At 67.2% G+C, this 13,551-nt stretch carries 16 protein-coding genes and 2 tRNA genes; 10 read left to right on the top strand and 8 right to left on the bottom strand.

Annotated elements, in window-relative coordinates:
* Positions 1–17 precede the first annotated feature (17 nt).
* Positions 18–545, bottom strand: a complete 528-nt coding sequence (gene msrA, locus ACIQK7_RS10285) for a peptide-methionine (S)-S-oxide reductase MsrA (RefSeq protein WP_403024336.1) — start codon at positions 543–545, stop codon at positions 18–20.
* Between the two features lie 139 nt (positions 546–684).
* On the opposite strand from msrA, the gene ACIQK7_RS10280 reads away from it, so the two are divergent.
* The 4 genes from ACIQK7_RS10280 to ACIQK7_RS10265 all read left to right on the top strand — a co-directional run bounded on the left by ACIQK7_RS10280 (position 685) and on the right by ACIQK7_RS10265 (position 4,018).
* A complete protein-coding gene (locus ACIQK7_RS10280) occupies positions 685–1,653 on the top strand; it encodes an aldo/keto reductase (RefSeq protein ID WP_403025675.1) in 969 nt (322 codons plus the stop codon).
* A gap of 5 nt (positions 1,654–1,658) precedes the next feature.
* Positions 1,659–2,609 (top strand): EamA family transporter, encoded by a 951-nt coding sequence (locus ACIQK7_RS10275; protein WP_403024333.1) that lies wholly within the window; start codon positions 1,659–1,661, stop codon positions 2,607–2,609.
* A gap of 75 nt (positions 2,610–2,684) precedes the next feature.
* Positions 2,685–3,005, top strand: a complete 321-nt coding sequence (locus tag ACIQK7_RS10270) for a hypothetical protein (protein WP_403024330.1) — start codon at positions 2,685–2,687, stop codon at positions 3,003–3,005.
* 74 nt (positions 3,006–3,079) lie between these two features.
* Positions 3,080–4,018 carry a hypothetical protein gene (locus ACIQK7_RS10265; RefSeq protein ID WP_403024327.1) on the top strand — a complete coding sequence of 313 codons (939 nt, stop codon included), beginning with the start codon at positions 3,080–3,082 and terminating at the stop codon, positions 4,016–4,018.
* A 28-nt stretch (positions 4,019–4,046) separates the two neighbouring features.
* Here ACIQK7_RS10265 and ACIQK7_RS10260 read toward each other — a convergent pair whose 3' ends face one another.
* The 3 genes from ACIQK7_RS10260 to ACIQK7_RS10250 all read right to left on the bottom strand — a co-directional run bounded on the left by ACIQK7_RS10260 (position 4,047) and on the right by ACIQK7_RS10250 (position 4,936).
* Entirely contained in the window at positions 4,047–4,436 is a 390-nt protein-coding gene (locus ACIQK7_RS10260; protein ID WP_403024325.1) for a pyridoxamine 5'-phosphate oxidase family protein, read from the bottom strand.
* Positions 4,437–4,529: 93 nt separating this feature from the next.
* Positions 4,530–4,602: transfer RNA gene (locus ACIQK7_RS10255), tRNA-Arg, on the bottom strand.
* Between the two features lie 64 nt (positions 4,603–4,666).
* Positions 4,667–4,936: an oligoribonuclease gene (locus ACIQK7_RS10250; protein ID WP_403024322.1), complete on the bottom strand. Its 270-nt coding sequence runs from the start codon at positions 4,934–4,936 to the stop codon at positions 4,667–4,669.
* A gap of 58 nt (positions 4,937–4,994) precedes the next feature.
* Here ACIQK7_RS10250 and orn point away from each other — a divergent pair, with 58 nt between their 5' ends.
* From orn to ACIQK7_RS10225, 5 genes are all read left to right on the top strand, one after another.
* Entirely contained in the window at positions 4,995–5,615 is a 621-nt protein-coding gene (gene orn, locus ACIQK7_RS10245; protein WP_325210442.1) for an oligoribonuclease, read from the top strand.
* Positions 5,616–5,670: 55 nt separating this feature from the next.
* A tRNA-His gene (locus ACIQK7_RS10240) sits at positions 5,671–5,746 on the top strand.
* 99 nt (positions 5,747–5,845) lie between these two features.
* A complete protein-coding gene (clpS, locus tag ACIQK7_RS10235; RefSeq protein WP_403024318.1) occupies positions 5,846–6,130 on the top strand; it encodes an ATP-dependent Clp protease adapter ClpS in 285 nt (94 codons plus the stop codon).
* Positions 6,127–6,597, top strand: coding sequence for a DUF2017 domain-containing protein (locus tag ACIQK7_RS10230; RefSeq protein WP_403024315.1), 471 nt, complete (start codon positions 6,127–6,129; stop codon positions 6,595–6,597). The genes clpS and ACIQK7_RS10230 overlap by 4 nt, the downstream gene beginning before the upstream one ends.
* Positions 6,590–6,940, top strand: a complete 351-nt coding sequence (locus tag ACIQK7_RS10225; protein ID WP_403024312.1) for a metallopeptidase family protein — start codon at positions 6,590–6,592, stop codon at positions 6,938–6,940. Before ACIQK7_RS10230 ends, ACIQK7_RS10225 begins: the two co-directional genes overlap by 8 nt.
* A gap of 6 nt (positions 6,941–6,946) precedes the next feature.
* Here ACIQK7_RS10225 and dinB read toward each other — a convergent pair whose 3' ends face one another.
* The 4 genes from dinB to ACIQK7_RS10205 form a co-directional block, all read right to left on the bottom strand.
* On the bottom strand, positions 6,947–8,176 hold the full coding sequence (dinB, locus tag ACIQK7_RS10220; protein ID WP_403024309.1) for a DNA polymerase IV: 1,230 nt from the start codon (positions 8,174–8,176) through the stop codon (positions 6,947–6,949).
* A gap of 33 nt (positions 8,177–8,209) precedes the next feature.
* Positions 8,210–8,944 (bottom strand): M23 family metallopeptidase, encoded by a 735-nt coding sequence (locus tag ACIQK7_RS10215; RefSeq protein ID WP_403024306.1) that lies wholly within the window; start codon positions 8,942–8,944, stop codon positions 8,210–8,212.
* 102 nt (positions 8,945–9,046) lie between these two features.
* Positions 9,047–9,970 carry a cation diffusion facilitator family transporter gene (locus ACIQK7_RS10210; RefSeq protein WP_403024303.1) on the bottom strand — a complete coding sequence of 308 codons (924 nt, stop codon included), beginning with the start codon at positions 9,968–9,970 and terminating at the stop codon, positions 9,047–9,049.
* A 32-nt stretch (positions 9,971–10,002) separates the two neighbouring features.
* Complete coding sequence (locus tag ACIQK7_RS10205; protein WP_403024300.1) at positions 10,003–10,998, bottom strand: Ku protein; 996 nt, start codon at positions 10,996–10,998, stop codon at positions 10,003–10,005.
* A gap of 69 nt (positions 10,999–11,067) precedes the next feature.
* On the opposite strand from ACIQK7_RS10205, the gene ACIQK7_RS10200 reads away from it, so the two are divergent.
* Positions 11,068–13,548: an ATP-dependent DNA ligase gene (locus tag ACIQK7_RS10200; protein ID WP_403024297.1), complete on the top strand. Its 2,481-nt coding sequence runs from the start codon at positions 11,068–11,070 to the stop codon at positions 13,546–13,548.
* The last annotated feature ends 3 nt before the right edge of the window (positions 13,549–13,551 follow it).

Here is a 13,551-nt window from a genome sequence, read left to right as displayed (position 1 = left end):
CGTCGCGAGAAGCGAGCTCAGGAGGCGCGCACGTAGCTCGCGAAGCTCTTGCGCACCTTCGAAACCTTGGGAACCGCAACGGCCATGCAGTACCCCTGGCCCGGGTTCTTGGCGAAGAAGTCCTGGTGGTACTCCTCGGCGTCGAAAAAGACCCCGAGCGGCGAAATCACAGTGACCACGCCCCCACCCCACGTCTCGGATGCCCGGTCGCGGGCGGCCTCGAAGAGCTCGCGCTGCGCATCATCTGTGTAGAACATCTCGGAGCGGTACTGGGTGCCGACATCCGCGCCCTGGCGGTTCAGCTGCCGCGGGTCGTGCAGCGTGAAGAAGACGTCGAGGATGACGTCGGCCGGGATGACCGACTCGTCGAACGTCACCGCAACGGCCTCCGCGTGCCCCGTCGCCCCCGTGCACACGGCCTCGTAGCTCGGCTGCTCGATGTGGCCGCCCGTGTAGCCAGAGACCACATCCTGCACGCCCTCGAGTGTGCGATACACCGCATCAAGGCACCAGAAGCATCCACCGGCGAGTACGAAAGTCTGCATGTTCACCACCCTACGTCTGCAACGGTTGCGAGACATGAGGGACAACAGGCGGCATCCGCATGGCATTCCCGCGGGACGGCCATATCCTTTAGCGGTGAACGCCGAGACCTACATCCCAGCTGCCGACCGGTACGACTCGATGCCCTACGCTCGCTCGGGGCGCAGCGGGCTCAGGTTGCCCCGGATCTCACTCGGCCTGTGGAACAACTTCGGGCACGATCATCCGCTCGAGACACAACGGGCGATCGTGCGACGCGCCTTCGATCGCGGCGTGACCCACTTCGACCTGGCGAACAACTACGGGCCGCCCGCAGGCTCCGCCGAGGAGAACTTCGGGCGCATCCTGAAGAGTGATTTCTCCCGCCACCGTGACGAGCTCATTATCTCGAGCAAGGCCGGCTACGACATGTGGCCGGGCCCTTACGGCGAATGGGGATCGCGCAAGTACCTGCTCGCCTCGCTCGACCAGAGCCTCGGACGCCTCGGACTCGACTACGTCGACATCTTCTACTCGCACCGTCCCGACCCCGAGACGCCCATCGAGGAGACCATGGGGGCACTCGCGACCGCCGTGCAGTCCGGCCGCGCGCTCTACGCCGGAATCTCCAACTACAACCCCGAGCAGACGCGGGCGGCATATCGCGCCCTCGCCGCTCACGGTATCCCCCTCGTGATCCACCAGCCGCGGTACAACATGTTCGATCGCACGCCCGAAGAAGGCCTGCTCACCGTGCTCGAGGAACTCGGCATGGGCGGCATCGTCTTCTCTCCCCTCGCCCAGGGACTCCTGACCTCCCGCTACGCCGCCGGGATTCCCTCCGACTCCCGCGTCGCCGAGGGACGCTGGTTGACGGAGAAGAACCTCGACGAGGCCTACCGCGAGCGAATCGCCGCGATCTCCAACGTGGCGGATGCCCGTGGCCAGAGCGTCTCGCAACTGGCGCTCACGTGGGTGCTGCGGCATCCGCAGGTCACCTCGGCCCTCATCGGCGCCAGCAGCGTCGCACAACTGGACGACAACCTCGCAGCGCTGGAAGCCCCGGCGCTGACTGCGGAGGAACTCGCCGAGATCGAGCCCTACGCGGTGCACGGCACCGGCGCCCGCTGACGGGCGTGGGGTACTTCTACGCGCTGCTCGCCGCCGTACTGTTCGGCGTGAACGGGAGCGTCACGCGCATCGTCGTCGACTCCGGACTCGACCCGGCCCAGCTGACGCTCTTCAGGGTCGCGAGCACGGCGGTCATCGCAGGGATCTACCTGCTCTTCGCCAACCGGCGCGCCTTCCGTGTGACACCGCGCCAGCTGCTCGCACTCATCCTGCTCGGCATCTTCGGCATTGCGATGCTCCAGTGGACCTACGCCATGGCAATCCAGCGCCTGCCCGTCGGCATCACGCTCCTCCTGGAGTACACAGCCGTGCTCATCGTCGCGGTCGTCGCGTGGGCGTTCTTCAAGGAGCAGGTCAAGGCCCGCCTCTGGGTCGCCATCGCGTGCGTGCTGGGCGGTCTCGTCGTCGTTGCGCAAATCTGGACGGCGGAACTCGACCCCGTTGGCGTGCTCTTCGGCCTGGGCGCGGCCGCCTCGCTCTCGATCTACTTCCTCGGTGGCGAACGCGAGGTGGGAAAGTCATCGGCGATGGCCGTGGCGTTCTGGGCCATGTCGTCGGCCACCGTCTTCTGGCTGCTCTTCAGCGGTTGGTGGAACCTCGACCCTGCGCTCTTCACCGACGCCGTCTCACTCCAGGGCAACCTTGCCCACGTGGAGTTGCCCCTCTGGATCCCGCTCGCATGGAACATGCTCCTGGGGTCATTCGCGCCCTTCTTCTTCTCGCTGCTCGCCCTGCGCTACCTGAGCGCGACCGCGGCGGGCGTCGTGGCAACGGCCGAGATCATCTTCGCCTTCGTCTTCGCCTGGCTGTGGCTCGGTGAGGGGCTCGCAGGAGTGCAGGTGCTCGGCGCTGCCGTCGTGCTGATCGGCATCGTGCTCGCGCAGACCGCCCGCAAAGACAAGGTGGTCGACGCCAACCTCGCCCTGAGTGACAGCGAGACCCGCGCAATCGCCTGAGCCGCAGGCGACGGATGTCGGTGGCCGTCGATAGCGTGCATGTCACACCGATCGGGGCCGGCCGACGGTGCAACCATGACCGTCGACCCGGAGAGAATCATGCTCGCACCGACCACTGCTCCCGACCGCCCGCGCCCGCACTCCAGCACCCACCCCTCTGCCACGGGGGCAACTCGCGTTGCGGGCCCCGCTGGACCCACGCTTGTCCCCCTGCGGGGCGGACTCTGGCGCGTGACGCGCAGCGACGGTGAGGTTCTCGGCTATGTGGAGCGGTATCAGGATCCGCAGGGCGAGCGCTACCGGGCAAAGCGCGTCAGCAGCTCGCTTCGCCGCTTTATCTCGCTTGGCGAGTTCTGGCGCATGGATGACGCACTCGCCTGCTTCGGCGCTGCCTGAGCATCTCGGGCGACCCGAGACGACACGCCCCACCACGCCCGGGATGTACCCCGGTCTCGCATAGTATCTGCCCCATGCAATGGTGGAACGATCTCGTGGACTGGCTCAATTCTGACGATGGGTGGCGCGTCATCTCGACGGCGGTCATCCCCTTCCTCGCGATCGTGGTGGCCGGCGTCGTCGCCGCCCTCATCGGCCGCGGAAGCGCGCGCCGCGCGATCGCGCACGCCGAGCAGGAGCGACGCATCGCCACCGTGGCGGCGCTCATCAGCGGCGCCCGCCGGGCCGCCCGCTGGAATGCGCTCTCCCTCCCGGAACAGCAGCACGCCGAGCATCTGCTGCACGACGCCGACACTCGCCTGCGACTCCTCCCCCTCAACGGCAGCGGCATGGTCGCCGACTGGGCCGCGCACGAGATCGAGGAGATGAAGCGCAACTCCGTATCGTTCAGCTTCCAGGCCGAGCAGTCACTCATCGAGTTCCGCAACCGGCTCGTGGAGTGGCAGATCCGGCCGGGACGCGCCAAGAAGCTCTTCAAGGCCGACCTCGACACCTGGGCCTACGAAGCCGGCCAGGCAGACCAGGACCTCGTGCGCCAGCAGAAGGAGTGGGCTCGCAAGCAGGTTGACGAGGCCGGTCCCGCGACAGTCGCGCCTGCAACCGGCGCGCCCGCAACCGCCGAACCCTCGAACGCCGCTGCGACCGGTGGCAAGGACGCGACGGCGGCGGAGCCATTCACGGCCCCGGACTATGCGCTGCCGGAATCAGTGACGGCGCGTGGGAGCGAAGCCCCGGTCGAGGACTGGACCGCCTCTACACCGGCCACACCTCCCCAAGCGTCAGTGACAGGGTCGCCTAATTCGACCGACGTGGTGGACGGACCGAGCTCGTCTGCCGGGGCAGAACCCGTTGCGGGCGAGTCTCCGAGCCCCGCAGATGACGATCAGACGCCTGGACCTGTCTCCGCCGGCACCGTGCGTCAGCGCACAGCGCCGGACGAACGAGACTACTGAACTCAGAAGCGCGGGATGGTCGTCGACCTCAGTCGGCGATCATCCCCCGTGAGCCCATCGCTTTCGTGATCTCGATGAGGATCGCGACGCGCTGCGGATTCACGCGGGGCGTGCGGTAGCGCTCCGCATAGAGGCGTACCGCCTCGGCGACGGATTCCGGATCATCCACCACCCTTCCCGTGCCCACCAGGGTCAACCATCGGGCGCCATCGACCTGCGAGATGGTTGCGTGCTGGCGTGCGCGGATGTTTCGCACTTTCTGCGACGACCCGGATGTGATGATTCGAGCGGTCCCGCTCACAATCGTGAAGCCGACAGGGACCACGTGGATGCTGCCATCCTTAGCGTGGGTCGACAGGGTGGCTAGGTGACGCTCGGTCGCGAAGGCGAGCCCGGCATCCGTCAGGGTGTGCGGCACGCCCTGAAGCTTACGGGCGGCTCGCGCAAGCACGGGATCGCGATTTTCCAGACTAGGTGGCAACTTTCCGAACTAGCGTGGCAAGTGACACTGTGCCCCCGGCAGGATTCGAACCTGCGACCAAGAGATTAGAAGGCTCCTGCTCTATCCCCTGAGCTACGGAGGCTGGGCACCCCTAGGATACCGCGGCGGGCACCTTCCACAGTGCCCACCGCGGACTCACGCGGTACTCAGTCGCGGTCGGCCGGGTCCTCAATTTGCTCGCTGTCGCCCGGGTCGTAGGTATAGGTGACGTGATACGTGCCGCCGACCTCGCGCCAGCTGGTGGCGTCGTAGTTGATCATCCCCTCGTTTCCAGCCTCAGACGCGAGGACGGTGAGCGAGTCGTCCCACGAGCCATCCGTGCTGATACGACGGTCGGTCTGCCCGTCGCTCGGGCCGCCGCTGTAGATCACGATGTATTCGTCGCCGTGGGCGAGTGTGGGCTTTGAGTCAGTCATGCCCTCATTGTTAGCACCACTGTGATGGCGAGTCACTGGGCGGCGATAGGATTTCCCAATGGCTAGCACCTCCGACCGACTCGTCTGGATCGACTGCGAGATGACAGGACTCGACCTCGAGAACGACGAACTCGTCGAGGTCGCCGTCGTCATCACCGACTACGACCTGAACCCGGTCGACCCGGGATTCTCGATCGTCATCAAGCCCGACCAGTCGGCGCTCGACAACATGGGCGATTTCGTGCGCAACATGCACGAGGAGTCGGGCCTCCTCGAGGAACTCCCCAACGGCGTGAGCCTCGCCGACGCTGAGTTCGCCGTGAACGAGTACATCCTGAAGCACGTGCCGGTGGCCGGCAAGGCTCCCCTCGCAGGCAACACGATCGGCACCGACCGCGCCTTCATCGCCAAATACATGCCCCGCGTCGACAGCCACCTGCACTACCGCAGCGTCGACGTGTCGTCGATCAAGGAACTCGCCCGCCGCTGGTTCCCCCGCGTGTACATCAACGCACCCGTCAAGAACGGCGGACACCGGGCCCTTGCCGACATCCTCGAGTCGATCCGCGAGCTCGAGTACTACCGCAAGGCCGTCTTCGTCTCCGACCCCGGGCCGACGACCGAGGAGCTGCAGGTCATCTCCTCCGGCGTGGTGGAAGATTTCGCCTCGCGTCTGTAATAGAATCTTCTAGTTGCCATCGCCGGGTCGAGAAATCGGCAGGCGAGAACACATGGTGGGCGTAGCTCAGTTGGTAGAGCGCTGGCTTGTGGTGCCGGATGTCGCGGGTTCGAGTCCCGTCGTTCACCCCACGGTGAGCCTCCCTGGAGGCCCAGGAAAGGCCCGGCATTGCCGGGCCTTTCCTGTTTCCGCCCCACGGGCGGCTCATCCCCATGTGACAGGCTGGAGTCATGACCCGCACGCTCGAGAGCACCGACACACGGCGCGAGGTCGCCTCTGACTCGCCGTGGCAGACGGTCGTCTGGAACGACCCGGTCAACCTCATGTCGTATGTCTCCTACGTCTTCCGCACCTATTTCGGATTCACGCCGGTCGAGGCCGAGCGGCTGATGCTGCTGGTGCACTTCGAAGGCAAGGCGGTCGTCGCATCCGGGAGTCGCGAGGAGATGGAGCGACACGTGGAGGCGATGCACGACTACGGTCTGTGGGCCACCCTGACGAAGGTCGACGCATGAGGCGCTTCGAGCCGCAGCCCGATGGTGCTGTCGTGGCGCAGATCGAGGAGGCCGAGGTGGCGCTCCTGAGCACCCTCGCCCGGCAGGCTGCCGACGTCGTCGCCGCGGCCGACTTCGACGACCCGGCGGTCGGGCGGATCCTTCCCGACGCGTACCCCGACGACCCCGAGGCCTCCGCCGAGTTCCGGCGCTTCACCCAGGCAGACCTCGCCGGCCGCAAGCTCGCGAATGCCGGCGTCATCCTCGAAGCGCTCGACGAGGTGCGGGAAGGCGAACTGCGCCTCCGACCCGAGCAGGTGCAGGCGTGGCTTCGCAGCCTCACCGACGTCAGGCTGATCCTCGCCACGCGGCTGGGCATCCAGGCGGAGGGCGACGAGGATCGCCCCGGCGTCGACCCCATGATGCGGGATGTCTACGACTGGTTGGGCTTCGTGCAGAACTCCCTCATCGAGGCGATCGATGCTTGAGCTGTCGGCGGAGGAGTTCGAACAACTCGTCATCGATGAGCTTGACCTGCTTCCCGACGAGATGGTGGACGGGCTCGACAACCTCATCTTCGTCACCGAGGACCGGCCGGAGGACGGCTCACTCGACCTGCTCGGCGTCTACGAAGGTGTCGCGATCACCGACCGCGGCCAATACGGTTTCGGCGAACTTCCCGACCGGATCGTGCTCTTCAGGGAACCGCTCCTGGCCGCCTGCGAAGACATGGACGAGCTCAAGGACCAGATCCACGTGACGCTCGTACACGAGATCGCGCACTACTACGGCATCGACGACGTGCAGCTGCACGAGCTCGGCTGGGGCTGACGCCGACTAGGGCCTTGGCCGATCCGCCCGCGGGGAGAGCAGCGAAGCCGGACGCAAGCTGTCGATGCCGAAGCGTCGGGTGACGCCATCGACCGTGCGCTCGGCGTCGCGCCATCCGTCATCCTGATCCCACAGGGTGAGCGCCGCTCCCCCGGCTTCGACGAGCTGCTCGGCGCGCACCCCGATGAGCCGGACGGGCGGATGCTCGCCCACCGAATCGAGCAGGGCACGCGCCTCAGTGAAGAGGGTGCGGGCGAGGTCGCTCGGCGTCGACAGCTTGCGCGAGCGGCTGATGGTCGTGAAGTCGGCGTAACGCAGCTTGAGTGCGACCGTGTTCGCCTCGAGGCCGTTCGCCCTCAGTCGGGCACCGACTCGCGTGCAGAGACGGAGCAGTTCGCGGCGCAGTTGCTCGCCATCCGTCACGTCGACCTCGAAAGTCATCTCGTGGCCGACGCTCTTCTCGACACGCTCGGTCGTGACACGCCGCGGGTCGATGCCGTTCGCGAGGTCGTGCAACTTGCTGCCGAGCGCCGTGCCCAGCGCGCGCTGCAGGCTCTCGCGTGGCGTAGCAGCGATGTCGCCGATCGTGTGGAGCGCGTGGCGCGTCAGCGCCTGTTCGGTCGCCTCGCCAACACCCCAGAGGGCCGAGACGGGAAGCGGGTGCAGGAACTCCAGTGTCTCCGCCGCCGGGATCACGAGAAGCCCGTCGGGCTTGGCCCGGCCCGACGCAAGCTTCGCGACGAACTTGGTGGATGCCGCCCCGACCGAGCAGGCCAGCCCCGTCTCATCGCGCACCCGCTGCCTGATGAGCGTCGCGACCTGCGCGGGACTGCCGAGCACCTTGCCGGCCCCGGAGACATCGAGGAATGCCTCGTCGATGCCGAGCCGCTCGACCGTGGGGGTCATGTCGTCGAAGATCGACATGACGAGGCGCGAATAGTGCCGGTACTTCTCGAAATGCGGCTCGAGCACGACCGCCGAGGGGCAGCGCCGCTTGGCCTGCGCGAGCGGCATGGCCGACCGCACGCCGAAGCGCCGTGCAGGATAGTTGGCTGCCGTGACGACCGAGCGCGGTGAGTCGCGGGCCACGACGACCGGCCGGTTGGCCAGGTGCGGATGGTCGAGCAGTTCGACCGAGGCGAAGAACGCGTCGAGGTCGACGTGCAGGATCGGCGAGGTCGAACTGTCGACGGATGCCGCGCTGACCTGCCGCGCGCTGCCATCCTGCTTACTCACCGCCTAAGGCTACGCGAGGCCACCGTCATCCGTTCAGCCGATGCGGGCGGCCAGCCACGCATAGGGATTGACGGAGCCCGAACCGCCCGGGTGGATCTCGAAGTGCAGGTGGGCACCAGCAGCGTTGCCCGTCGCGCCGACGCGACCGATGATCTGCCCAACCGTGACCGTGTCGCCGACGCGAAGGCCGAGCGAGCCGGCTTGGAGGTGCCCGTAGACGCTCGTCACGGGCACGCCATCGATCACATGGTCGATGTGCACGTTGACGCCCATGGCGTTGTCACCGGCAGCATTCGCCTTGCTCACGACGCCATTGGCCATGGCAGCGATGGGCGTGCCCGCGCCGGGGAAGATGTCGATGCCGTGGTGGAAGTTCGAGTAGCAGTTCGAGCACGAACGCGGGCCGTAGCCACTCGCGACGGCACTGCCCGGGGGCAGCGGGTACTGGAGCTTCGGCGGGGCGACCGCCGAATAGGAGTCGCGGGCGAGAGCCGCAAGTGGCGATGCCGCCGCGATCGTGAGCGACTGCGCCGGCGGCTCGGGCACCGACGCGATGAGCGCCTCGGAGCCGGTGTTCGTCGGGAGCACGAGGGCGATCGATGCGGCAGCGAGCAGCCCTCCCGTCAGGAGGCCAACGGGCGAGCGGAGCGCCTTGACCGTTCGGACGCCCCGCAGGCGGCGCAGGAGCGCGGGCGGCAGGCTCGGGGCCGGTGAGGCGGGGTCGGCGAGGTGGCGTGGAGGATGGGATTCAGTATCGAAGAGAGTCACGAGAGTGTTTCCGGGTGTGTTCCCGACAGGCGCCGGGCTGGGCAAGCCCACAACGCTAGACGCAGGAGCCTCCGAGCCGCCTGAGAGCCCCTCGCTGCCTCATCAGGGGTGCTGCAGCGGTTCCTGCGCCGCGTGCTCCGGCGGCTCGAGCTGGAACGTCGAGTGTTCAACGTCGAAATGGTCGGCGAGGCACGCGTCGAGCCGGATGAGGAGAGCGGATGCGCCGCCGCCCTTCAGCACCGCGTCGTCGACTACGACATGGGCCGAGAAGACGTTCTGCCCCGGCGTCACCGACCACACGTGCACGTCGTGCACATCGAGCACGCCGGGCGTCGCGAGCACGTGCTCTCGGATCAGCGTGACATCCGTGCCCCTCGGCACCTCCTGCCCCAGCACGGCGACGACATCGCGCAGGATGATGAAGACGCGCGGCAGGATGAGCGCGACGATCAGGAGCGAGGCGATCGCGTCCGCCGGCATGAATCCGGTGGCGAGGATCACGATCGAGGAAGCGATGACCGCGATCGAGCCGGCCAGGTCGCCCAGTACCTCGAGATAGGCGGCGCGCATATTGATGCTGGATGCGGCACCGCCCCGCAGCACGAGCAGCGCCGCGACATTCGCCAGGGCGCCGACGATCGCGACGACGAGCATGGGCAGCGCCTGCACCTGCCCAGACGGGGCGCCGAGTCGCGAGACCGCCTCGACCGCGACGGAGATCACGACCGCCGCGAGCAGGCCCGCGTTCACGAAGGCGGCGAACACCTCGATGCGGCGGTGGCCGAAGGTGCGACGCTCGCTCGGTGGGCGCGCAGCGATGACGGTCGCCACGAGCGCGATGACGAGCGCGATGAGGTCGGAGAGCATGTGGCCGGCGTCTGCGAGGAGCGCGAGCGAGCCGCTCAGCACGGCACCGATGACCTCGACCACGAGCACCGACGCGATGATGACGATCGCGATCACGAGGCGGCGGCGGTTCGCCGCTCCAGCCGCGTGGTCGTGGTGATCGTGATCGTGGAAGCCCATCGGCTCCACTCTATGGCCGCCTCAGGCCGGGCTCACGCCGACTTGCGAGAGGAGGATTTCTTGGCAGCGGCCTTGGTTGTTGCGGGCTTCTTGTCGTCGGATGCCTTCTTCGATGGCGCCTTCTTCCGCTCCGTGGCCTTCTTTGAGGAGGAGGGCTTCGCGGCGGATGACCCTGACGCGCTCTTTGGACTCGACCCTTTGGCCGAGGACTTCGCGGACGCCTTGCTTCCGGATGATCCGCCCCCGCGACTCTTCTCGACGCTGCGGCGGAGGGCCTCCATGAGGTCGAGCACCTCGCCACCGCCCTCGCCCTCCTCCGACTCGCCGAAGGTCGCATCCGTGTCGAGCGCGTCGCCCTGCTCCAGTTTCGCCTCAATGAGTTCGCGGAGCTGTTCCTGGTACTCGTCGGTGAACTGCGAAGGGTCGAAGTCGGCCTCGAAGGATTCGACGAGCGCGGCCGACATGTCGAGTTCCTTCTGCGAGATGCGCACCCGCTCGTCGAGGGCAGGGAAGCTCGCCTCGCGCACCTCGTCGTCCCAGAGGAGCGTCTGGATCATGAGCACGTCGCCGCGCACCCGCAGGGCCGCGAGCCGGGTCTTCTGCCGCAGCGCGAACTTCACGATCGCCGTGCGGTCGGTCTCCTCAAGGGTGCGGCGCAGCAGCGCGTAGGCCTTGGTCGACTTGGAGTCGGGTTCGAGGTAGTAGGCCCGCTCGAACATGATGGGGTCGATCTGCTCGCTCGGCACGAACTCTACGACGTCGATCTCCCGGCTGCGTTCGACGGGAAGCGCGTCGAAATCCTCCTTCGACAGCACGACGGTGCGTTCCCCGTCGTCGTACGCCTTGTCGATGTGGGCGTAGTCGACGACCTCGCCGCAGATCTCACAGCGCCGCTGGTAACGGATGCGTCCACCATCAGCGTCGTGCACCTGGTGCAGCGAGATGTCGTGGTCTTCCGTCGCGCTGTAGACCTTGACCGGCACATTGACGAGGCCAAACGCGATGGCACCCTTCCAAATGGCTCTCATGGCTCACATTGTGCGCTCCTTTCACAGGCATTCACAGGCTTCCCACGGAATCGGGAGCACTATGGGCGCATGGCCACGCGTGACCGAGGAGCAGATCAGGTCGTCGATATCGACGGCAAGCGGCTCAAGCTGACGAGTCTCGACAAGGTGCTGTATCCCGAGACGGGCACCACGAAGGCTGACGTGCTCGACTACTACTCGCGCATCGCGGAGGTCATGATCCCGCACGTCGCCAACCGCCCTGCGACACGCAAGCGCTGGGTGCACGGCGTCGGGACAGCGGATGCCCCTGGCCAGGTGTTCTTTCAGAAGAACCTCGACAGTTCCGCCCCCAAGTGGGTCGCACGTCGCGACATCCAGCACAGCGACCACGTCAACACCTATCCCCTCGTCAACGATCGCGCGACCCTCGCCTGGCTCGGGCAGATCGCCGCGCTCGAGATCCACGTGCCGCAGTGGCAGTTCGGGCGCACGGGCGTGCGCAAGAACCCCGACCGGCTCGTGCTGGACCTCGACCCCGGCGAGGGCGCTGGCCTCGAGGAGTGCGCGGAGGTCGCGAAACTCGCCCGCGCCATCCTGAGGGACATGGGACTCGATCCCCTGCCGGTGACGAGTGGCAGCAAGGGCATCCATCTCTACGCAGCCCTCGACGGGAAACAGGACTCCGACGCGGTCTCGGCCGTGGCACACGAACTCGCGAGGGTGCTCGAAGCCGACCATCCGGATCTCGTCGTGAGCGACATGAAGAAGGCCCTGCGCAAGGGCAAGGTGCTCGTCGACTGGAGCCAGAACAACGGCTCAAAGACGACCATCGCCCCCTATTCGCTGCGGGGTCGGCTGCGACCCATGGTCGCCGCGCCGCGCACGTGGCGAGAGCTCGCCCAACCGAGTCTGCGCCACCTCGACTACAAGGAGGTGCTCGATCGCGTGCGCCGACGCGGCGACCCGCTCGCCTCGCTCACAGAAGGTCACCTCGCCTCGCTCGAGCCGACACGCGAGCGCCTCGACAGCTTCGACGCGACACCTGAAACTGGCGAGCGGCTCGCGAAGTACCGCAGCATGCGCGACCCCGACAAGACGAGCGAGCCCATGGGTGGATCCGCCTCCCCCTCAGCAGATCGCCCCTCCTTCGTCATCCAGGAGCACCACGCGCGGCGCCTGCACTACGACTTCCGACTCGAGCATGAGGGCGTGCTCGTGAGTTGGGCGGTCCCCAAGGGTGTGCCCACCGACCCCGGCACGAACCATCTCGCCGTGCAGACGGAGGACCACCCGCTCGAGTACGGCGCCTTCGAGGGCTCGATTCCCGAGGGTGAGTACGGCGCGGGCGAAGTGACGATCTGGGACAGCGGCTGGTACGAACTCGAGAAGTGGCGCGATGGCAAGGAGGTCATCGCGACGCTCCACGGTGAGAAGCACGGCACGCACCGCTATGCCCTCATCCACACGGGCGGCAGGGACGGCCGGGAGGAGAACAACTGGCTCATCCATCTCATGGCACCAAAGGGGTCGCCGTCGACACGGTCGAAGAAGGCCGACGCGGCGGATGCGCGCGCCAAGACATCACGCGAGTCACCCCCAGCGCCTCCCTCCCCCATGCTCGCCTCCGCGAGCGACGACGGCGACAGGGTGCTCCTGCAGCAGGAACGCGACGACTGGGCGTTCGAGATGAAGTGGGACGGCATCCGGGCGATCGCCGTCGTCGACGACTCGGGGGTGCGCCTGACGAGTCGCAATGGCCGCGACCTCACGCGCAGCTATCCCGAGCTGGCGGAGCTCGCTGAGGCATCCGAGGCGTTTGCAATCCTCGACGGCGAGATCGTCGCGATCAATCGCGCGGGGAGACCCGACTTCGGGCGCCTGCAGGACCGGATGAACCTCACGAAGGCGAGTGACGTCGAGAAGGCGATGGCGCGCACCCCCGTGCACTTCATGGCCTTCGACGTGCTGTGGAGCGCAGGACGTTCACTGCTGAAGGAGCCGTATGACGAACGACGCGAGGTGCTCGTCGACACCGTCAACGAGACGGAGCGTGTCAAGGTTCCGCCGACGTTCGACGGCGACCTCGACGGTGCACTCGAGGCGAGCACGACGCTCGGACTGGAGGGGGTGCTGGCCAAGCGACGGGCATCGACCTACACCCCGGGCCGCCGCTCCAAGAGCTGGGTCAAGCTCAAGCACAATCGCATGCAGGAGGTCGTCATCGCGGGCTGGCGCCCGGGCTCTGGCTCCCGAGGGGGCCGCATCGGCTCCCTGCTGCTGGGACTACCGGATGCCGAGGGCACCCTGCGCTACATCGGCCGCGTCGGCACGGGCTTCAGCGAGAAGCAGCTCGACGAGCTCCAGAAGACCCTGCGGCGTCGCGAACGCAAGACGAACCCGCTCACCGACGTGCCGGCCGCAGACGCGCGCGACGCTGTCTGGGTGACGCCCGCGCTCGTCGGCGAGGTGGAGTTCACCGAGTGGACGCGCACCGGCCGTCTCCGGCATCCCGCGTGGCGGGGCCTCAGGGAGGACAAGACCGTTGAGGATGTGCGGCTCGAATCCTGAGCG

It is taken from the genome of Salinibacterium sp. GXW1014 (assembly GCF_044769865.1).
Lineage (GTDB): Bacteria > Actinomycetota > Actinomycetes > Actinomycetales > Microbacteriaceae > Homoserinimonas.
This window is presented reverse-complemented; position numbering and strand designations above follow the sequence as displayed.